A 20097-nucleotide genomic window follows, 5' to 3' on the forward strand; every position below is an offset into this window, starting at 1 on the left:
GTGCGCACCAGGCCGAGCCAGGGAATCAGCACAAACCCGCACAGCATCACCCCGACAATTCCGCCCAGGGTGTTGAACGCCACGACCGCCCCCACATCCCGGCCCACATGGCTGTTGCCGACACTCAAACGCAATGCCAGCGGGAAGGCAGCGCCCAACAACAGCGTCGGCGCAAACACGATGCACAGCGCTGCCATCGCAAAGCGCGCGCTCATGCCGGGCAACTCGCCGCCGCCCAGGCTCAAGACCAAGGCTTCGGCCTGGGTTTGCAGAAGGATCAACCAGCGACCCAACACAGCGATTTCCACCAACGCCACCAGCCCGGCGCCCGCAATCAACAGGCCGAACACTCCCCAGGGATCGCGAATGCGTTCAACCCGGCGCGACATCAGTTGGCTGCCGATAAACAACCCGGTCAGGTAAGTCGCCAACACCACCGCAAAGGCATAGGTGCGTGTACTCATGAACTGCACGATGGACTGCGACCAGACCACCTCATACCCCAGGGCCACGCCACCCGCGATGGCATACAACACCAACGCCAGCCGGGCCGGTTGCACCTCGCGCGTGCGCTCGATGGCCACCGGCGCCTGATGCCGCAGGTACAGCAACGCGCCCACCGCCGCCGCGAGGTTAAGCACGGCCGCCACCAGCGCACTGCCGCGTACGCCGAATTGCGCGATCAATACAAAGGCGCTGAGCAGCGTCCCGGCAATCGCCCCGGCCGTGTTGGCCGCGTAAAGTCGCCCGCCGGCCTGGCTGAGGCCTTTGGCTTGGGTGTTCAACGCGCGGACCAGCACCGGCAGCGTGGCGCCCATCAACACGGCCGGGATGCCCACCAACACAAAGGGCAGCCACCAGGCCAAAAGACCGACGCGCTGCTCCAGCCACGCGAACGGTTCGGCGGCCGTGCCCAGCGCCAGCGTGGCGCCGACCCCGAACACAGCCACCAGTAATTCCAACCCTGCATACAGCAGCAGCGGCTGCGCAAAACGGTCCGCCAAGCGCCCGAACAACAAACCGCCCAACGCCAACCCGGCAAAAAAAGCGCTGATGCCGGTGGTGATCGCATACACCTCCACGCCGACGACCAGCGAGAGTTGCTTGATCCACAGCACCTGATACACCAATGCCGCGCTGCCGGAGATAAAGAGGAGGAGGGCGGGGATCAGGATCGAGGCGGGTGTGGCGAAATCCATAGGTTTGCTGGCGGTGCGTGACGTCATTGCCGAATTCCAACGAGTGCAGAGAACCCTGTGGGAGCGAGCAAGCCCGCTCCCACAGGTACCTTGGGTTACTTCAGTCAAGAAGCAGGGGCTGCTTTCATCTTCGCTTCAATCTTCTTGTCCACCGCCTCGCGGATCTGGTCGATGCTGAAACTCGCCGGTTTCTGGCTCGGCGGGTACTCGATAAACGTCTCGAGGAACTTCGCCGATTTAGTCACTGCCACTGCACCCAGGTAGATGTTTTTGGTGCTCCAGTCGTAGTACTGGTCAGACACCACATCCGCCCGCTCATACGGGTCCATCCTCAGGTTGAAGATCTTCGGCACGCGCAACTGCACAAATGGCTCGCTCCAGACGCGGAAACCACCCGGCTGGCGCTGTTCGGCGAACACCACTTTCCAGTTGTCGAAGCGCACCGCCACCAGCACCCCGTCATCGTTGAAGTAGAAGAACTCGTTACGTGCGCCTTTGGGTTGCTGGCCGGTGATGTACGGCAGCTGGTTGTAGCCGTCCAGGTGCACCTTGAAGTTGGTGCCCCCGGCAGTCGGCGTCCAGCCCTTGAGCAGTTTGTCCTTCACCTCGGCATCACCGGCAGCGGCCAGCAAGGTCGGGAACCAGTCCATGCCCGAGACCATTTCGTTGGACACTTCGCCCGGCTTGACCTTGCCCGGCCAACGGATGATCGCCGGCACGCGGTAGGCGCCTTCCCAGTTGGAGTCCTTCTCGTTGCGGAACGGCGTAGTGGCCGCGTCCGGCCACGAGAACTGGTTCGGCCCGTTGTCGGTGGTGTAGACCACGATGGTGTTGTCGGCGATTTTCAGGTCGTCGAGGGTCTGCAGGAGCTTGCCCACATCGCCGTCGTGTTCGAGCATGCCGTCGGCGTACTCGTTGCCGGGCATGCCGCTCTGGCCCTTCATTGAATCACGCACGTGGGTGAACACGTGCATGCGCGTGGTGTTCATCCACACGAAGAATGGCTTGTTGGCTTCGGCCTGTTTCTTGATGAACGCCTGGGCCGCTGCGGTGGTTTCGTCGTCGATGGTTTCCATGCGCTTGGTGGTCAAGGCGCCGGTGTCTTCGATCTTGCCGTCGGCGAAACTGTGGATTACACCGCGCGGGGTGTTGGCCTTGACGAACTCCGCGTCGTCCTTGGGCCAGTAAGGGCGTTCCGGTTCTTCTTCGGCATTCAGGTGGTACAGGTTGCCGAAGAACTCATCGAAACCGTGGTTGGTCGGCAAGTATTCGTCGCGGTCGCCCAGGTGGTTCTTGCCGAATTGCCCGGTGGAATAACCCAGCGACTTGAGCGCCTGGGCAATGGTGATATCACGTTTTTGCAGGCCCACTGGAGCCCCTGGAATACCTACCTTCGACAAGCCTGTGCGCAACGGCGTCTGGCCTGTGATGAAGGATGAGCGCCCGGCCGTGCAGCTGTTCTCCGCGTAGTAATCGGTGAACATCATGCCTTCTTTGGCGATACGGTCGATATTCGGGGTCTTGTAGCCCACCACGCCCATGGAATAGGCGCTGATATTGGTTTGCCCGATGTCATCGCCGAATATCACCAGGATGTTCGGCTTATCGGCCGCCCAGGCAGATGCCGAGGCGCCGATGACCGAAACCGCCACGAGGGCGAGTTTCGGCAGCCACTTACGCATGCGAGTCATAAGACTTGCTCCTTTAAAGGCTTGAGCCGCAGTACCTGCGACCAACGTTTTTCTTACAGTCCGTCGTGACGTTTTTCTTATTGCACCTTCGCTTGCACAGCTGGATCGAAGGGGTAGATACGGCGCCATTCGCTCGCCATATCGACCACGGTCCAGTGCTGTGTCTTGGCCAGGTCCAGAGCCTTGTCCAGGCGCCCCACCTGAGAATTGCGGTCGTAGGCCCACTCGCGCTTGGCATCGGTGTGGTGCACCAGGCCCATCAAGCGTTTGCCAGCGCCGGCGGCGGTCCACTGCAGCATCTGCAGGTCGCCGTCGGAGTTGCCGAAGGCCAGGATCGGCCGCCGACCAATGATTGCGTCGATACTTTCCGGCTTGCCCGGGCCGTCGTCGTTGTGCGCCAGCTTGGCGGTCCGCAGCACCTGCGGCTGGCCGTCCTTGAGCTGGTATTGGGTGACGAAATTCGAGCCGATCACCTGTTCCGGCGGCACGCCATACACCTCTTCGGCAAAGGCGCGCATAAACGCGGTATCACCGCCAGACACAATGTAGGTCTTGAATTGCTGGCTGCGCAGGTAGTCGAGCATCTCCAGCATCGGCTGGTAGATCATCTGGTTGTAGGGCCTGCCGGTTTTCGGGTGACGGGCCTGTTTCAGCCAGTGTTTGGCGTTGTCGATAAACGCCTCGGTACTGACGCCGGTGTGGGTCGCGCCGATGATCTTCAGCAAGCCCTGCATGCCGGAAGCGAAAAGGGCTTGGTGATCGCCCTCCAGCACGGCCTGGAATGGCTGGGTGGTTTGCCATTCCGGGTGCTGAGGGGCCAGGCGCTTGACTTCATCGAAGGCAAATAACACTTCAAAGTAGGCCGGTTGCTCGGTCCACAGTGTGCCGTCGTTGTCGAATACGGCGATGCGTTCGGCGGGTTTGACGTAGTCCTTGGAGCCTTCCACCGTCACGGCCTGGACGAAGGCGATGATCTGTTGTTTGCTCGGCCCTTCGTTCCACGAGGGCAGCGGGTCGGCGGCGAGCGCCGGCAGGGTCAGCAGTAGCAGCAGGGGCAAGGCAGAACGCAGCGACGTCATGGGAAGTCCTTTTCGTGACGGGGGTTCAGTGCAACCAAGCGTAGTTGACGACACGCCCAACGCAATGCTGGCCACACGCTTCGCCACCATGAACGGAGGCGTGGCCATACCGCACGGATCAAATACGCCGCCAACACCAGCACGCCAAGCGCCGCCACCCAGGCAAACAGCTGCCGGGGCAACGGCCAGCGGGTGTGTTGCCCAAGGGCCTTGAGGTCGGCGGCGATGGAGAAGGTTGGCGTGTAAGTGCCCGCCGCGTGTGCCTCAACCTTGAGGGCGGGCACTTGCGCGGTTTGCAGTTGGTGGTGGCGGCTGTCCCACCATTTTATGTCGATGGCCGGCAGTGAGTAATCGCCGGCTTGCTCCACGCGGTACACCAGCCGGTCGATGCGCTGGCCACCGGTGAGCCCGCCACGGCCGTCGTCCAGGTTGCTGATGGCGGGCGCTTGCGGGTACAGGCGCAGGCCGTTGATGACGGCGGCGGACGGCGCTGGCAGAGAGAGCCCCGGCGTGTCGTCGGCCTGCAAGGTGAACGTGCGGGCCAGGCTGTCGCCGACCTTGAGGTCGGTGGCCGTGAGGGACTGGCTCAAGCGCAAGCCGCTGGCGACCAGGACCGCTTCGCCTGGGGCAAAACCCGGTGGCTGCGTGGCCTCGAACGACAACGGCACGCTCTGCGCACTCAGCGGCGCACTGGCTTGGCCCGTTTGAGCGCTGACGGTCAACGCAGGCACCGTGAAGTGTTGCGCCACACTCGGCGTGATGCGGTAGGTGTAACGCATGCCGTAGAAGGTCTGCCCGTCGATGGTCTGCGTGGTGTGTTCAGCCTCGCCATTCGGCGCCTGCACGCGGGCGCCCGGGAGTTTCAAGGTCGGCAACGTGGCGCCTGCGGTAAACCAGGTGTCTGTCAGCACGTCCAGCTGCACGTGCAGCTGTTCGCCGACCACCACCGAGGCGCCCGGCACCAACCGGGCCTGGACCTTGAGCTGCGGTTCGGCCGCCCATAACGGGGCTGCCAACACCAGCAGCAGCACGCCGCAGTAGCGGTTCACTGTTGCACCGCCTGGTCCTGCAGGCTGAATTTGCGCCGCAGGAAGTTTGCCGGCGAGGTCGTCAGGTTCTGCAACCACAGCGCATCACTGTTGGCCTGTTCGGTCTGAATCGTCTTGCTCTGGCCTTTGCCTGGCGCCTTGTCGAACTTGACTTCATCGGGCTTGACCTCGGGGGCATTATCCGAGGCATTTTCGGTGTCCTTTTTCAACGCAATCGCCAAGGCCAGGTTGGCGCTGGCCTCGGGGAATGTCGGTTGCAACTGCAAGGCGCGCTGATACGCCGTAATAGCCTCATCGAACTTGAAACGGCGCACGCGGATATTGCCCAGGTAAAACGCGGCTTGCGCGCTATCCAGGGCGGTGAAAGTGGTCTCGGCCAGCGCGTAGTCGGCGGCGTTATAGGCGGCGATGCCTTTCCAGTAAGGGTCGACAAACAGGGCGGCCGCCTCGGGATAGTGATGGTGGTCGAAGGCCCAGCGGCCTTGCTGGTCCGCGGTCAAAAAGGGGTTGGCTTCGGCCTGGACGGGTTGCAGCAGCACACCGAGCACCACCATGGCCATCCAGTTCAAGCTCCAGCCGCGCCGCACGCAGATCAGTGCCAACACCAGCAACGGCCAGCACAACCAGTAACCCGCGTCTTTCCACTGCAACAGACGCTGTTGTTCGTCGGCGTTCTGGAAGTGGTGCTGGGCGTGAAGCTCGACCCAGTCGAGGTCATCGTCATTAAGCGTCAGGCTGCCCAACGGCGCGTCGGTGGCAGAGGCCAGTTGTTCAAGCGTGGGGCTGCTACCGAGCGCCAGCACCAGCACTTGCAAGGGGCTGTCGGCCAGGCGTGGCTTGAGTGCAGGCAGTTGCGCGACATCGGCGCCGTCGGTGACCAACAACAAGGTGCCAGGTGTACCGTCCAGCAAGCGCTTGGCTTCGTCGATGACGGCGCCGACGTCCTTGCCCGGCTTGCTGATCAAGTCGGTGCCCAGGGCCTGGATGAAGCTCTCCAGCAACGCTGGATCATCCGTCGGCGGCAACACCAGATGGGCGCTGCCGGCATACACCAGCAGGGCGGTGCGTGCGCCTTTGCGCCGCTGGATCAGGTCGTACAGTTTGTGTTTGGCGGCACCCAGGCGGGTCGGCGGCACATCGGCGGTGTCCATGGACGGCGACAGGTCGACGGCGATGATCAGCGGCGCACGGTTCTCCAGAAAGTCCGGGCGGTCCTGTTCCCATGTCGGCCCGGCCGCCGCCACGGCCCCAAGCATCAGCAATGCGCTGACCAGATGCACCGGGCGCACGCGGTGCGCATCGGTGGGCGTGAGCAGCAAATGCGGCAACAGGTGCGGGGCGATAGTGCCGCGCAGGCGGCGCTGCAGGTCTTGGCTGCGATGCCAGGCCATCGGCAACAGCGCACCGAGCACCACCAGCAACAGCCAGGCGGGCCGCAGAAAATGGAAGTCACTGAAGTCCATGGGTGGCCTCCCGCTTAAACCGGTGCGGCCACAGGGCGGCAAACAGGTGATACAGCGCAAGCAGCGCGAGGGCTGCGCTTAACGGCCACCAGTACAGATCGCGCTTGGGCTGGTGGCTGAGGGTCTTGACCTGGTGCGGGGTGATGGTATCGAGCGTCGTGTAGACCTGGCTCAGGCTGTCGCGGTCTTCCGCGCGGAAATAGCGGCCGCCGGTGGTGCTGGCGATGTCCTGCAAGGCGCTGAGGTTGACCTTGGCTTCGCCGGTCGCCTGCGGGTCGCCAATGCCGATAGTGTGGATGACCACACCCTTGGCTGCGGCCATCTCGGCCGCGTGGTCCGGGGCAATCGCACTGCTGGTGTCATTGCCATCGGTCAGCAGGATCAGCACTTTCTCGGGTTCATGGGCCTGGTCCAGCAGCTTGAGGCCCAGGCCGATGGCATCGCCGATGGCGGTGTTGGGCCCGGCCATGCCGATGCCGCTGTCGTCCAGCAGCAACGAGAGGCTGGTGTGGTCCAGGGTTAACGGCGCTTGGGGATAGGCGCCGCTGCCGAACAGGATCAGACCGATGCGGTCGTCTTTTCGGCGCTGGATGAAGTCGTGCACCACGCCTTTGACGGCCGCCAGGCGGTTGATCTTCTGGCCGTTGGCGTCGGTGAAATCCTGGGTTTCCATGGACTGGGAGATATCAATCGCAAGCATCAGGTCGCGCACCGGTTGTTGGCGCTCGATGGGCTGTTCCACCCAGACCGGGCGGGCGATGGCCAGCACCAAAAGCGCCCAGACCAGCAGGTTGAGGACTAATTGGCTGCGATTGTTACGCACGCCACTGGCCGAGGGTGACCCGCCAACCGCTTGGCTCATGCCGCCGAAAAACGGCACGCGCACGGCACTGCGCGCTTCCTGGTACGGCGGCAAGTAGCGGTAAGCCAGCCACGGCAGCGGCAGCAATAACAGCAACCACGGGTAATCAAGCTGCCACATGGTGCTGCTCCACCCAGGCGGTGCACTGGGTCAACAAGTGCAGCTGTTGCTCGGCGGGCAAGGGCGGGCCATAGGCAAGTTCCGCCAGTTGTTGGCTGAGGTCCTCGGGCACCGGCGCACCGGCATGGCGTTGCAGAAAAGCTTGCCATTCAGCGCCAGCAAGGGTCGGCACGCGTTGATGCTCTGCTTCACAGAGTGGCATCGACAGCGCGACACGCTTGAGCAACTCGGGTAACTCGCGCAGGTCCTTTAATGCGCTCAAACGCGCCAACGCCTCGCGCCGATACGCATCACGCCGCCAACGCAGCCATCGGCGAGCCGCCAGCACCAGCAGCGCCAATCCCAGCAAGCCCAGCAGCACGGCCCAGCCCCAGGTCTGTGGCCAATAGCTGACCGGCGCAGGCAGGCTCAACTCCTGGAGCTGTTCGATGCTCGGCACGTGCGCATTCACCGGCGTTTCCCCAATTCACTGCGCAACTGGTCGGCGGCGGGCAGGGCGGTGCTGATCATCAGCAGCGGCACCTGGCTGCGCCGCAGCAGGCTGGCGACGTCCTTGATGCGCCCGCCGAGAAAATCCCCCAGCGGTTGCCGCACCTGGCGTTTGCTCACCGCCAGTTCCACCTGCAATTGGCCTTGAGTGATCAGCACTTGGCCGGTGGACGGCACATTGAGCGCCAAGGGGTCATACACCTGCAGCGCGACCACGTCGTTGTGCGCGGACAATTGCTGCATCAGTTGCAACGTGCGCGGGCCTGCGCCGGCAAAGTCGCTGATCAGGCAGATCAGGTGATCGTGGCCGGCCAACGCCACACACTGTTGCAAAACCTTATCCAGCTGGCTGTCGCCCTCATGGTCCGGCTGCGCGGCGTTCAACGCGTGGTTTTGCTCGGCAATACGGCTGCACAGCGCCTCGACGCGTTTGCGGCTGCGCAGCGGCGCCACGCTGTCGATGCGCTGGTCATTGAACACCAGGCCTGCGACCCGGTCGCCAGCGTTGAACACCATCCAGGCCGCCAGCGCACCCAGCTCGGCGGCAATGGCCGACTTGAAGCTGCGCACCGAGCCAAAAAACATCGACATGCGCTGGTCCACCACGATCAAGGCCGGGCGGTCGCGCTCTTCTGTAAAAGTGCGCACCACCGGTTTGCCGGTGCGCAGCGAGGCGCGCCAGTCGAGGTGGCGCAAATCATCGCCGGGCTGGTAGCGCCGCAACGCGTCGAAATTCAGCCCGCGCCCGCGCATTCGCGAAGCATGGTTACCGGCCAGAATGCTGCCCCGGGGCTGGCGCGCCACAAAACTCAGGTCCCGCGCCTGAAACTGCAAGGCCATCAGTTGCGCCAGGCTGACGTAGACAAAGCCGTCGGCGTTCATGCGGGAATGGCCACTTTGCTCAGCAGGCGGTCGAGCACCTGATCGGCCGTGACGCCGTCGGCCACCGCGTCGTAGCTCAATTGCAGCCGATGGCGCAGCACCGGGTGGGCGACGGCGCGCACGTTGTCGGGGGTCACAAAGGTTTGCCCGCGCAGCCACGCATCGGCGCGTGCGCAGCGGTCCAGGCCGATACCGCCACGCGGGCTGGCGCCGAGGCTGATCCAGCGCGCGAGGTCGGGGTCATAGTCGCCGGGGTGGCGGGTGGCGTTGACCAAGTCGATCAGGTAGCGGTCGATGGCGGGCGACACTTGAATCGCGCTGACTTCCTTGCGCCCGGCAAAAATCACCGCCTGCGCCAGGGTAAAACCTTCGGCGGCCTGGCTGGCGGCGGCGTGTTCCTCTTCACGGAGCAGGCGCAAAACCTGGCTTTCATTCTCGGCGCTGGGGTAATCGAGCAGCAGTTTCATCACAAAGCGGTCCATCTGCGCTTCCGGCAGCGGGTACGTGCCTTCCTGTTCGATGGGGTTTTGCGTGGCGACCACGATAAACAGCTCGGGCAGCGGATGGCTGGCGCCGGCCACGGTGATTTGCCGTTCTTCCATGGCTTCCAGCAAGGCCGCCTGGACCTTGGCCGGCGCGCGGTTGATTTCGTCGGCGAGGATCAAGTTGCCGAACAGTGGCCCGGGCTGGAAGCGGATCAGGTTCTGGCCGTCGACCTGGTGCAGCACCTCGGCCCCGGTGATGTCTGAAGGCAGCAGGTCAGGGGTGAACTGGATGCGGCTCATCTTGGCGTCCAGGTGCCGGGCCAGTGCCTTGACCGTGCGCGTCTTGGCAAGCCCCGGCAGGCTTTCGAGCAACAGGTGACCGTTGGCCAGCAGGCCAAGCAGGATCTGGCGGATGACCTCGTCCTGGCCGAGCACGCTTTGCGCCATGCTGGCTTGCAAGGCTTTCAAATCGTTAAGCACTGTCATGCCAATCGTCCTTGAATCAGTGGGTCACCAGGGCGCGGCGACCACGATGTATTGCACCGAGCTGCCGACGTAACGCGGCTGGTACCAGGTCGGCCCGCAATGTTGGTAGGCCACGCCGTTGGCGACCACCGAGACGCACTCGGGCGGTACCGAGCTGACCTGCGTGCCGATGGCCAGAATGGTCGCGGTGGTAGCGCCAACCACCGCCGCTGCCGCCCACGGGTGATACCAGTCATCCGGGTGCTGAGGCGGCGGCGGTGGAGGCGGCGGGGGCATCGGGTACGGGTGCGGCCCCGGCGGCGGGCCGGGGTGCGGGCCTGGCGCTGGATACGGGTGAGGCGGCGGCCCAGGTTGCGGATGCGGCTCTGGGTGTGGCGGCAGTGGGCGCGGCGCGGGTGTGGGGTGCGGCGGGATGGGCGGTGGATGAAACCCGCCACCGCCATGCGGCACCACGAAGGTCCGCGCACCGCCGCCGCCGCGCACTTGCCAGGCCTGGGCAAGCAAGGGGTCGAACAGGCTCAGTAGCACACTGGCGGTCAGCACCGCTGCCGTGGCTTTCATGGCTGCTCTCCTTGTGGCTCCAACTGTTGCAGAGGCACTGAACGCGCGCCGGCCGGCGGGATAAATTCAAACGCCTTGGGGCTGATCGCGCCGTTCAACTGCCAGTGATAGTTGACGCTGTGCCGGGGAAGTTCAGCGCTGTCGCGGCGGCTGATCACCAGGCGGCAAGGCAACGGCTGCGGCCCTTGTCGAACCCACAATTGCCAGTCGATGTCGGGCTGGCGGTAGGCGTAATGCGTACAGGCAGTGCCCTCCAGGGTTTCATCGCCTATCAGCAAGGCGCTGCTGATGCCGACGTCTTTGGCCGTACCCGGGCCCCAGCGGAACAAGTCTGCCAGTGGCAGTTCAATGCCGTAGCGTTCGCTCAATTGGTCGAGCAGGCTGCCGATATCGGCCGGGGCTGCCTGGTTGGCAAAGTAGCCGCTGCGGCTGTCGTAGAGCGTGAAGCTTTTGCCGTTGTAGAACAGGCTGCGGCGCTTGCCGTCGCTTTCCAGCGAGACCTGCAATTTGTCCGGCTGCCGCGCAACGAGGCGGGCTTTATGGCTGAACTCGACCACTTGGCCGTTTTCCAGCACCTGATCGGTGTGGCTGTCGGCCTCAATGCGAAACTGCTGCAGGCTGCGCAGGTAGGCGCCCATCCGGTCCAGGGCGGCCAGGGCCTTGGGGTCGACTTCGTCGGCCCCGGCGCTGTTCGCCGACAGGGCCAGGCAGATCAATAACGTTCGTGCGCGATGAAAACGGAACATGGTGCACCTCGCTCACAGCATGAAAGTCGGAATCACCGGAATGAATGACAGACGGAAGTTCCAGCGGCTGCTGATCAAGTCGTCGGCATGGATGACCGAGTACTGCACTTCACCGGAGATGCGCACCGGCAACTTGCCGAAATTGACGATGCGCCCGGCACCGATACCGATGGGGAAGTTGACCCTGTTGCCGCCCTCGGCCTTCCAGTTGACGCTGATGTTGGGCGTCATGCCCACGCGCCACTGGCCGGGCCCGGGCAGGGAGCGCTGAATGAAGTACTGGATGTTGGTCAGGCTGACGTCCTTGCGCTTCGCATCACCGCCCACCGACCACCAGTGCTGCGGGAAGATGCCGAGGGTCCAGTCTTCACCCAGGTACGCGGCGACAAACGCCGGCCCGAGGGAGTATTTACCCGTGCCCAACACGTCTTTTTCGGCCGTAGGGAACATGGCGGTAGGGCCAAACCCCCAGACCAGCTTGCCGCCATTGGCAAAGCGCACCGGCTGCTTGGGCGAGAACACGCCGACGTAGGCGAGGTCGCCAAGGCCTGAGGTGCGATCAAACGGGTCATTGAGTACTGCGGGGAAGTTGCGATCGGTCAACACGCCGTAAGGGCTCATGCCGATCAGGTCCCCGGCCTTGGCGTTGACGGGCGCGCTGATGTAGCTCACGGGAATACGGTTGATCAGGTTCCAGTCTTCGCCAATGGAAATCGGGAAGGTCGGCATGAAGCTGTACTTGCCCAGATAACGCGTGCCGTTACTGTGCGGGCCCTTGAGGGCGCTGTAGTCGAACTGATTGAACAGCAACACCAGGTTGCCGACGGGGTTGTCCATCAGCTTGGCGATTTGCTCGGTGGAGGGCTCGCAACCGGCCTTGACCACTTGCTTGAGGTCGATATCGAAATCTTGTTGCAGCCGATGGCAGGTCTCGGCGTCGGCCTTGAGGGCGACCGTGGTGCTGCGCAGTTCCGGCAGGTTCTGGGCCCAGGCGCCGCAACTGGCGAGCAGCCCCATCAACACGGGTGCGGTGTAAAGACCCTGCAGTCGAGCGAGTGAAATCATGGCGTCATCCATCCTTGTATCGGCCTGATATCGGGGGTTACGTGCACGGTCTAACCCTGTTGCGACCGGGCACGCGGTGTTACTTGAGCGGGGTCAACGGCGGCAGTTTCCATTGCCCGTTACCCACCTCAGGCTTGGGCAGGTAAATACGCAGCACGGCATAAAACGGGCCGGGTGGAGCCGGCAACCAATTGCTCTGTTCGGCTTTCGGTGGCTCGTGGTGCTGCAACGCCAGGGTCAGGCCGCCGTCGGCGTCCAGCTTGAGGTTGGGCAGCATGCGCGAATTGATCAGGTAGCGTTTCTTCAGGTTGGGCACCAGCAGCTTGGTCTTGGCGTCGTACATGGTCAGCGACCAGAAGGCTTCGGCTGGCGGCAGTTGGTCCTTGTCGAAGTGGACGGTGTAGCTGTGGCGGGCGCCGTTGGCCGGTTTGCCTTCGCTGTCGTTGAAATAGCTGAGGTAAATGGCTTCATCGGTGGAGTTGCCGAAAATCCCCAGGTCGGCACCGGCATAGCGGTACAGGTAGTTGTTTTTCAGCCGGTCACGGCTACCGAACAGATCGCCGCTGGAGACTTGGTGGGTGTCGATCTTGTCTTTCTTGAACGCGGCAAACTCAGCCCGGCCGTCAGCAATGCCCTCTTCCAGTGCTTTGCGTTGCTCGGGCGTCAGTTGCTTGACCTTGAACGGCGCGCCAGGGGCGATGCCGATCTTGGCAAAGCGTGCCATCAAGTCTTTTTCGCTGTCCTGAGGCGCGGCAAACGCCAGCATGAAGTTCAGGTAGCGAAACAGCTGCGGGCCTTCGGTCATGGTCGCCATGGGCTTGGGCCATTCAATCTTCGGCACCGGCGCCGGGGCCGCTTGTTTGACATAGTTGCTCAACGATTGGACTTTATAGCCGCTCTGGATCTGCTTGACCTTGCCCAGGTCTTTTTCGTCAAACAACTGCGTGCGGTACAGGGCGTAGGCGATATTGCTTTCGCTGTAGACCACACGGTCGATGTCTACCGGCTGCTGACCTTTCCAGTCCGGGCCGGCGATCATGTAGTGCCCGCCGTTGTTGCCGGTGCTGCGGGTGCCCAGGTAGGCGAAGTTCTGTGTGTAGAGGTCGATCAACTGGACGGAGTAGTAACGGTTGTCTTCGATCTTGGGCAGGGTCAGCACCAACGGCTCTTTGCGCAGGTCCATCCAGACAAAAGAGTAGGGCGTGTCGGAGTTCGGGGTAACGAACGCGCTGTCCTTGGGCGTGAACACCTGGGCGGTGTTGCCAATATGATTGAACGGCGCCTTGAAGTTGGCGCCGCCTTTATCGACGGCCTGGGTGTAGAGCGTCTTGTACATGGCCACCACCGGGTAGCCGTACAGGTAGGCTTCCTTGGCAATGGCGCGGGCCTCGTCGGGGGTGGCCGTGAAGTCGGCCCAGGCACCGGTACTCATGAGTATCGAGAGGCTCGCCAACAGCAGGCGCGTCGGTTTTCCAATCATGTTGTTGCGTCCTTCCTGAGTTCTTTGAAGAGGGCGTTGGGATCAAAGCGCCGAGTTTCCAGTTTTATTTGCCGAACGTCACGTTAATCCCTGCAAACAACGTGAACTGAGGCAAACCATCGCCCTTGCGCGCCACTGTCCACTGCGGTTCGACATAGGCGTTGATGATATTAGTGCCGGCTTTCCAGGCCTTGCCCGCACCGAAACCGATGGGGATGTAGTGGGTGTCATTCTTCAGGTCGAAGGTCCAGGTGCCGGTGGAGCGCAAGTACCAGCCCTTAGGCAGGTTATGAATGACAAAGGGCTGGAACGTTGCACTCTCCACGTGCGCGCGGTCGCGGTCGCCGGCAAACGAGCTTTGGTACTGCACCAGTGCGCCCAGCAACCCGCGCGGCGAGGCGTCGATGGCGATCGCGGCCAGGCCGGCCTGCCATTTGCCGGTGCCGAGTTCATCGTGCTCGGCAGTCGGTGCCGTGAGTTGTGGGCCTATGCCCAACTGGATGCCGTCGGTCTTGAGCAGGAAGATGTCGAACAGGTTCAGGTCGCCAATCCCTGTGCTGTAGCCGCTGTGGGGATCGGGACGGGTACTGATCGGCAGGGTGGCGCGCAGTAATTGCGGCACGCCGATGAAGTCTGACGGCGCGACAGGCAACGTGCCGCGCAACAGCAGGTCATTGGTGTGGGCGTTGGTGTCGTACAGGCGTGGGGTGTAATAGTCCTGCAGGTTGGCGCCCGGCGCGAGGTTGAGCGGGTTGTTGCTTTTGTTGGCAGTGTCGGCATTGTCAGCCTGGGCCGACAACCCGGGCAAAAGCCCTGTCACCAGCACCGTTGCCAATACACGCGATGACCTTGACATACAAACTCCCCCCATTCCCTGGCATCGTCCCGGTTAGATATTGCGCGGACGGTCCTTGCTCGCTAATGGCGCAGGACATGTCGTTTGACGCTAGCAGTAATATCCAGACGCGCTAGGGAAGCGAACGAATTAGTCTGTTCGTGTGGGGAATGTCACGCTTTTAAGCAAGGCTCAAAACGCCGCCGGCACTGGGCAGCGTCGAACAAATTCGGCTCAGGCGGCCGGTAGCATCGATTTGACTTTGTCGCGCAGTTGATCGATCGAGAACGGCTTGCCGATCACTTGCATGCCTGCCGGCACGTCGATGTTTTCCGCGTAACCGCTGGCAAACAGGATCGGCAGGGCGGGGCGCAGAGCGCGTACCAGGGTCGCCAACTGTTTGCCGTCCATGTCGGGCAGGCCGACATCAGTCATCATCAGGTCGATCACCTGGTCGGTGTTTTCGACGATTTTCAGCGCTTCTTCGGCGTCCGCTGCTTCAACCACGGTGAACTCCAGTTCTTCGAGTACATCGACGATGAGCATGCGCACGATGGCGTCGTCTTCGACTACAAGGATGGTGGAGGGGGTGGCGGACATAATAAAATTCCCGAGAATATAGAAGGGCAGGCCTTCAGGGGGTGAAAGACCATTCTCTTAATGAGTTGCGTGAGCCCCGGCAAGTTCCGCTGGCCGCGCATTGTGAAGGTAAAGGGCGCAAATGTCGCGCTGCGTCAGCGCTGAGCTGAAGCAGGACGGCAATGGCATTGTCCTGAATGCCACTGCCTTATGTGATTCAACTACGGCTTAAAGCGGAGCGTTGAATAGTGCAAACGGATTCTGATAAGGCACCGTCGTCAAAAAGTCGCCATCACTGAACACGCTTACGTCGTACTCCGGTATGCCACGGGTGACCGCAACCGGGTCCAGTGTGCGGCCGGCCCTGCCACTGTTTAAGGTGAGTTCCAGGCCACGCTCCATGGAGGCCTGGTCCGGGAATTTCGCCAGCCCGAAGTTGGGATCAAAGAAGAACCATTCTTTCTGGTTATTGTTGAGCGTGACGCCGGCGAGAAGCCCATGGTTTTTGGTACTGATCTTCAACGTGGTTGACGTCGTTGCTCCGCGCAGACGCTCGATTATCTCGGTGTAGGGCAGTTGCGAGAAGGGCTGGGTGCCATGAAAGTTAGTGCGAAGGATCTGATGCATGCCATTGAGCTCTTTACGAAAGGCCGCAATGGTGGTGTTCGCGGTATTCGTGCTCGCCTTGAAGAAGTTGCCCGCCAGTTGCTCAGCCTTGCCGTGTTGAATGGCCAGCGCCATGGTATTCGCCAATGCCGCACACTCGCCCTTTGACGGCAGGTCGCTTTGGCTGAGGTAGAAGTTTTGCGGCATGGCGGTGGACTTGCCACCGGCGGTCGCTACTTCCTCATTAAAGACTCTGAAGCTTTCAAGGCTATCGCGTATCTGGCGGTTTTCGATCAACTTGGCCAACGTGCCGACATCTTCGGCTTTGCGACCGGCCGTGATCGCCAACTCTTTCAGATCCGATACGTTCATGGTCGGGAAATACCCCGGGATGTTTTCCGCGCGGCCAGCAACGTAACCACGAGTGTAAGCCGCCAAGTCATTGCCCTTTGCGGTGGTCAAGGCTGTTCGAAACGCATCAGAGAGGTTTGCGGTCTTTGGGTTTGGCGCGACTACCGCAGCCAACCAATTAAGGAGGTTACTGTTTATCTCACCATTACCGGCAATGGTTGCAGGTTTGAATTCCACCAGTGCGGCACCATACGGCTGCCGCCTGACCGGATCGAAGGCATGCCACTTGCCACTGTGCAACACCGCCGCGCCTTCAACGCCGATGCCTGCCACGGTATAAGTGCCCGCCGCCGCAACACCAAAGTGCTTGCTCGCCGCTTTTAGCAGGTCATAACTGCCCGAGGCGCCCTTGAGCAAGTTGACGGCATCGGCGCCTCTGGACAGTAAGTAACGGCCACCATTGCCCAATAGCTTGACGCTTCCAACAGCCAGGTCGCCCAAGCCACTCACCGGGTTCAACACACCGATGGACGCTGCGCCGATCACTCTGGCAGCCCGTAATGTCTTGGCACCGGTGGAGAGGGCGCTGCTGCCTATCTTCAGCAGCTTCCCGGCGGTTGCCGCGCCAGCGGTGAGAAACCCGAATATATCCAGCGTGAGATCCAGGGCCCCCTCGCCATAATTGCCCTGTTGAAAGTTCACGATGGCCGACCTGAAGGGGACCAGGTTTAACAAAAACTCACTCAAAGGCTTGGGACCGCCTTGCAAGCTTTCCAAGGTCGTCTGCCCGCGCGCCTGCTCTTTAATAGCGGGGTCATTGAGTTCAAGGTGCTGGGCAAAGGCGCTGCCGATGGCATGGGAGCGGTCACTGTTAAAGCTGTTTAACAGTGGCTTATTCGTCAGGAGTTCGTAATCGAGATTACCCGGCATGCCCTGTGGTTTGAATTCCTGGGTGGTAAAGACAGTATCGGCTTCTCTGGAATTTTGAATGTTCGCCCTGGACGCAACCGTTCGTTCAATCCTGCCCGCGTTGAAATTGATTTCGTACACATGGGTTTCGCCGTTCAGCTCGGTTTTAACCAACAGCCCCGGCTTATTCGGCCCTGGCGTGGAACCAAATAAATCTGTTCCCAGCTTGTACGATCCCTCTTGGAAAAAAGTGACTTTCCCATATTCGAACTGCTGTCGATCGCCCAATGGCATCTGTGAGATCAGGTGCCTGACGGTCGTGTTGATAGCGGCTTTTTTCGCTTCAATAGCCCCATTGAACTGCTGATCAAACGCCTCGCGTACGCCAAACGTGAGGTTGCTGTTCAATGCCTCCAGCGGTATACGCGGGTCAGTCGAGGTAAAGGGCCTGACGTTCGGCAGGTCCATCATGGCGATATCCAGGAGCGAATGCATACCGCCCAGCCCGGTTTGCTCCGGTTCCCCGCGATACTGATCAGTGCCGAGCACCTTTTCTTCGAAAAGCGCCCCCAAGTCACCAAAGCGCGCCTTCAGCTTGGTCAGCGCAATATCTTTGCGCGTGGGTATTTCCTGGTCCAGCGCCTGGGAGGCAGACAGCCGATCATTGAGCTGTTGATTGAACGCCGCGCTTACCGTCTTGAGCTGATCAGTGGTGTAGGTGTCTTCAGCATTCTTGACGATGACGCCGTTGGCGATGCCCCAGTCCACGAGGACGGTTGTTTGGGCGTAGTCGACGGCTTTGGATCGGTTTTCATTAACGCTGGAATGACGCATGACGTCGGCGAACGTCATTTGGGCGACTGTTCCCGGCCTTTCGGCTTCTATAGCTGCGGCCGCAATCGACAGGTTGGCCCATGCCAGGCTGCCGATTGTTACGTGCTGGGGAATGTCTTTAATCAGGAACTGCGGCGCTGTTCTTGCCAACAGCAGGTGGGATGCGAGCTTGGCGCTGCTGGTTGTCGCCCGGCCTTTGGCGACAAGGTGGCTGCCCAGACGCTCAATAACCTGCGCGGGAGCTTGGCCCCAGTGCTCGGGCTGCGCCAGATCGAAGTTGGCTATTGTGTTGCGCGCGGGTGTTCTGGCGGACTCAGGGTCCAGGCTAAGCTGAATTGCCGTCAGCGCATATTCGTAAACACTGACGTCCGACGGCGCGCCCTTTAATCGTGCCTGAAGCGCTTGCCCCAACGCCTCGGCCTTGGGGGAGTCGAGCAATCGGTTTATCGCCTTTGCCGGGTTCTGCAGGTCGTTCTGGGTCAATGAGCTGCCACTCAGAAAGTAGGCAAGCGTGCCCATGCCCAGGCCTTCAACCGGCAATGGCGCGCCGGGCACCACATTGGGCTTTTGAGTGTCCAGGAAGCGAAGAACGGCTCTCTGGTCTTCCTGCGACATCGGGATGGGCCAGGACAAGCCTGCGCCGAAATTACCCAGAGGGTGCAGCGCGACCCTTTGTTCCAATGCCAGCGCCAGCGCGGCGAACTCAGCGGAGGTGGTCGGCAGCGTGTAACCGAGGTCAGTGATAAAAGCGGCTAGCGTCACTGACGTGCGCCCGGCACTGGCGTAAGCCGAATCCGGGTGCACTTCCAAAGCGTTTTTGTTCAGCGAGGGTGCCAAGTTGCTGGTAACCCAAGGTGCCATTCCCCGCAGCCGTAGTGCCAACGTATCGAGGTTGTCCTGATCCGCCAGAAAGCGTCGCCACGTGCTGGCAGGTGGCGTCTGGGCGGCGACGCCATGAAGAGGGACAGTCGGTGCAGGGGAAGTCGTTACGGGTTCGGCGGACCTCACGTCAGAGGCCAGAGGGACGTTACCGGACACTCGCGCTGCTGCGATGCTCATACTCATTTGGCGTACCTTGATGGGTCAAATTGACGCCCTTCAAAAGATCTTCCATGTTCCAGAGGCGTATTTTCTGAGTGAACGGACATAGCCCGTTCGTTCCGACTTCCCACAGGACAACTGTTTTAATCTGTGTAAGTGAGCTGTATAAATCCGCTAAACCCAGCGCGAGAAGTACGAAGAAATTGTAGGTTTTTGGTGCAAATCGACGCCGAAACATAGCCCTGGCCCCTGATCTTCGGGCAAACTCCCCCTTTTTCCGCACTTGGCCAAGGCATGCCCATGACTCCCGCGTCGTCCGTCGATGAAAAGAGCTTTCGTAAACTCCTGAGCCGTAACGTGGCCCTGCCGTTGGGCGTGGGCGTGCTCAGCGCAGTGTTTTTTGTCGTGCTGATCACTTACTTGTTGTCGGTCATCCAGTGGGTGGAGCACACCGACCGGGTCATCAACAACCTCAATGAGTCGTCCAAACTGACGGTGGACCTGGAAACCGGCATGCGCGGCTTCCTCATTACCGGCGACGAGCATTTCCTCGACCCCTACGAGGTGGCCAAGCCGCGGATCATTGCGGATTTGCGCAACTTGCAGGAGCTGGTGGCGGACAATCCCCAGCAGGTTGACCGTCTCAAACGCCTGGAAGCCCTGCAGATCGAGTGGAACAAGTACGCCCAGTCGATGATTGATATGCAGCGCGAGTCCGGCGACTACCGCAGCGCGGTCAAGGCCGGCCGTGGCAAGCGTCTGACCGACGAGATTCGCAAGGAGTACGACGACGCGGTGGCGATGGAGCAGCAGTTCCGGATCACTCGCAATGAAGAAGTCACCCGCACCACGGTGATGAGTGTGACCCTGTACCTGGCGTTCGTACTGGGTTTGAGTGGTTTTCTCGCCTACGCAGGCCGGAAAAATCTTGTCGCCCTTTCAAACAGTTACAGCGAAAACCTCGCGTCACAACAGAAGATTGCACGGCGTCTGGAACAGCAAGCCTGGCTGCGTAATGGCCAGACAGAGCTGGCAGAGCAGGTGCTCGGGCAACTGACCCTGAACCTGCTGGGCCGTAACATTCTGCATTTCTTCGCCCAATACATGGGTTCCGTCGTCGCGGCGCTGTATGTGCGTGAAGAGCACGGCGGCCTCAAGCGTGTTGCCACGTATGGCTTTTCCCGTGAACAAGAACAAATGGAACAGGCGATCTACAGTGACGAAGGCATCGTCGGCCAAGCGGCCCAACTCGATCGCCTGATTCGCCTGGACGACGTACCGGTGG

At 61.4% G+C, this 20097-nt stretch carries 17 protein-coding genes; 1 reads left to right on the forward strand and 16 read right to left on the reverse strand.

What is annotated here, in order from left to right:
• The 16 genes from WBB95_RS27340 to WBB95_RS27415 form a co-directional block, all read right to left on the reverse strand.
• Nucleotides 1-1226 (reverse strand): fused MFS/spermidine synthase (locus WBB95_RS27340; protein WP_424490407.1); only part of this gene is annotated, 1226 nt, incomplete at its 3' end.
• Between the two features lie 77 nt (nt 1227-1303).
• Nucleotides 1304-2890, reverse strand: a complete 1587-nt coding sequence (locus WBB95_RS27345) for an arylsulfatase (RefSeq protein WP_424490408.1) — start codon at nt 2888-2890, stop codon at nt 1304-1306.
• Between the two features lie 77 nt (nt 2891-2967).
• Nucleotides 2968-3969, reverse strand: a complete 1002-nt coding sequence (locus WBB95_RS27350; RefSeq protein ID WP_424490409.1) for an HAD family hydrolase — start codon at nt 3967-3969, stop codon at nt 2968-2970.
• Nucleotides 3966-5018: a hypothetical protein gene (locus WBB95_RS27355; RefSeq protein ID WP_424490410.1), complete on the reverse strand. Its 1053-nt coding sequence runs from the start codon at nt 5016-5018 to the stop codon at nt 3966-3968. Before WBB95_RS27355 ends, WBB95_RS27350 begins: the two co-directional genes overlap by 4 nt.
• A complete protein-coding gene (locus tag WBB95_RS27360; RefSeq protein ID WP_424490411.1) occupies nt 5015-6481 on the reverse strand; it encodes a VWA domain-containing protein in 1467 nt (488 codons plus the stop codon). Before WBB95_RS27360 ends, WBB95_RS27355 begins: the two co-directional genes overlap by 4 nt.
• Nucleotides 6468-7463 (reverse strand): vWA domain-containing protein, encoded by a 996-nt coding sequence (locus tag WBB95_RS27365; protein ID WP_424490412.1) that lies wholly within the window; start codon nt 7461-7463, stop codon nt 6468-6470. The genes WBB95_RS27360 and WBB95_RS27365 overlap by 14 nt, the downstream gene beginning before the upstream one ends.
• Entirely contained in the window at nt 7450-7914 is a 465-nt protein-coding gene (locus WBB95_RS27370) for a DUF4381 domain-containing protein (protein WP_424490413.1), read from the reverse strand. The genes WBB95_RS27365 and WBB95_RS27370 overlap by 14 nt, the downstream gene beginning before the upstream one ends.
• Complete coding sequence (locus tag WBB95_RS27375; protein ID WP_424490414.1) at nt 7911-8834, reverse strand: DUF58 domain-containing protein; 924 nt, start codon at nt 8832-8834, stop codon at nt 7911-7913. The genes WBB95_RS27370 and WBB95_RS27375 overlap by 4 nt, the downstream gene beginning before the upstream one ends.
• Nucleotides 8831-9805: an AAA family ATPase gene (locus WBB95_RS27380; protein ID WP_424490415.1), complete on the reverse strand. Its 975-nt coding sequence runs from the start codon at nt 9803-9805 to the stop codon at nt 8831-8833. Before WBB95_RS27380 ends, WBB95_RS27375 begins: the two co-directional genes overlap by 4 nt.
• Before the next feature lie 24 nt (nt 9806-9829).
• Nucleotides 9830-10366: a hypothetical protein gene (locus tag WBB95_RS27385; RefSeq protein ID WP_424490416.1), complete on the reverse strand. Its 537-nt coding sequence runs from the start codon at nt 10364-10366 to the stop codon at nt 9830-9832.
• Nucleotides 10363-11112: a DUF2092 domain-containing protein gene (locus tag WBB95_RS27390; protein ID WP_424490417.1), complete on the reverse strand. Its 750-nt coding sequence runs from the start codon at nt 11110-11112 to the stop codon at nt 10363-10365. Before WBB95_RS27390 ends, WBB95_RS27385 begins: the two co-directional genes overlap by 4 nt.
• 12 nt (nt 11113-11124) lie before the next feature.
• Complete coding sequence (locus WBB95_RS27395) at nt 11125-12177, reverse strand: hypothetical protein (RefSeq protein ID WP_424490418.1); 1053 nt, start codon at nt 12175-12177, stop codon at nt 11125-11127.
• A 79-nt stretch (nt 12178-12256) separates the two neighbouring features.
• Complete coding sequence (locus WBB95_RS27400) at nt 12257-13657, reverse strand: DUF1254 domain-containing protein (RefSeq protein ID WP_424490419.1); 1401 nt, start codon at nt 13655-13657, stop codon at nt 12257-12259.
• 64 nt (nt 13658-13721) lie between these two features.
• On the reverse strand, nt 13722-14513 hold the full coding sequence (locus tag WBB95_RS27405; protein WP_424490420.1) for a hypothetical protein: 792 nt from the start codon (nt 14511-14513) through the stop codon (nt 13722-13724).
• A gap of 213 nt (nt 14514-14726) precedes the next feature.
• Entirely contained in the window at nt 14727-15092 is a 366-nt protein-coding gene (locus WBB95_RS27410; protein WP_424490421.1) for a response regulator, read from the reverse strand.
• 207 nt (nt 15093-15299) lie between these two features.
• On the reverse strand, nt 15300-18836 hold the full coding sequence (locus tag WBB95_RS27415) for a hypothetical protein (protein WP_424490422.1): 3537 nt from the start codon (nt 18834-18836) through the stop codon (nt 15300-15302).
• 276 nt (nt 18837-19112) lie between these two features.
• Here WBB95_RS27415 and WBB95_RS27420 point away from each other — a divergent pair.
• Nucleotides 19113-20097: CHASE3 domain-containing protein (locus WBB95_RS27420; RefSeq protein WP_424490423.1), on the forward strand; the 985-nt coding region annotated here is incomplete at its 3' end.

This window comes from Pseudomonas sp., from assembly GCF_049645325.1.
Taxonomy (GTDB): Bacteria; Pseudomonadota; Gammaproteobacteria; order Pseudomonadales; family Pseudomonadaceae; genus Aquipseudomonas.

What these genes read in the sequence shown, in the direction of transcription:
- WBB95_RS27345 (WP_424490408.1), bottom strand. Translation starts at nt 2,890, where the DNA reads ATGACTCGCATGCGTAAGTGGCTGCCGAAACTCGCCCTCGTGGCGGTT.
- WBB95_RS27350 (WP_424490409.1), bottom strand. Translation starts at nt 3,969, where the DNA reads ATGACGTCGCTGCGTTCTGCCTTGCCCCTGCTGCTACTGCTGACCCTG.
- WBB95_RS27360 (WP_424490411.1), bottom strand. Translation starts at nt 6,481, where the DNA reads ATGGACTTCAGTGACTTCCATTTTCTGCGGCCCGCCTGGCTGTTGCTG.
- WBB95_RS27365 (WP_424490412.1), bottom strand. Translation starts at nt 7,463, where the DNA reads ATGTGGCAGCTTGATTACCCGTGGTTGCTGTTATTGCTGCCGCTGCCG.
- WBB95_RS27375 (WP_424490414.1), bottom strand. Translation starts at nt 8,834, where the DNA reads ATGAACGCCGACGGCTTTGTCTACGTCAGCCTGGCGCAACTGATGGCC.
- WBB95_RS27380 (WP_424490415.1), bottom strand. Translation starts at nt 9,805, where the DNA reads ATGACAGTGCTTAACGATTTGAAAGCCTTGCAAGCCAGCATGGCGCAA.
- WBB95_RS27385 (WP_424490416.1), bottom strand. Translation starts at nt 10,366, where the DNA reads ATGAAAGCCACGGCAGCGGTGCTGACCGCCAGTGTGCTACTGAGCCTG.
- WBB95_RS27390 (WP_424490417.1), bottom strand. Translation starts at nt 11,112, where the DNA reads ATGTTCCGTTTTCATCGCGCACGAACGTTATTGATCTGCCTGGCCCTG.
- WBB95_RS27395 (WP_424490418.1), bottom strand. Translation starts at nt 12,177, where the DNA reads ATGATTTCACTCGCTCGACTGCAGGGTCTTTACACCGCACCCGTGTTG.
- WBB95_RS27400 (WP_424490419.1), bottom strand. Translation starts at nt 13,657, where the DNA reads ATGATTGGAAAACCGACGCGCCTGCTGTTGGCGAGCCTCTCGATACTC.
- WBB95_RS27405 (WP_424490420.1), bottom strand. Translation starts at nt 14,513, where the DNA reads ATGTCAAGGTCATCGCGTGTATTGGCAACGGTGCTGGTGACAGGGCTT.
- WBB95_RS27410 (WP_424490421.1), bottom strand. Translation starts at nt 15,092, where the DNA reads ATGTCCGCCACCCCCTCCACCATCCTTGTAGTCGAAGACGACGCCATC.
- WBB95_RS27415 (WP_424490422.1), bottom strand. Translation starts at nt 18,836, where the DNA reads ATGAGTATGAGCATCGCAGCAGCGCGAGTGTCCGGTAACGTCCCTCTG.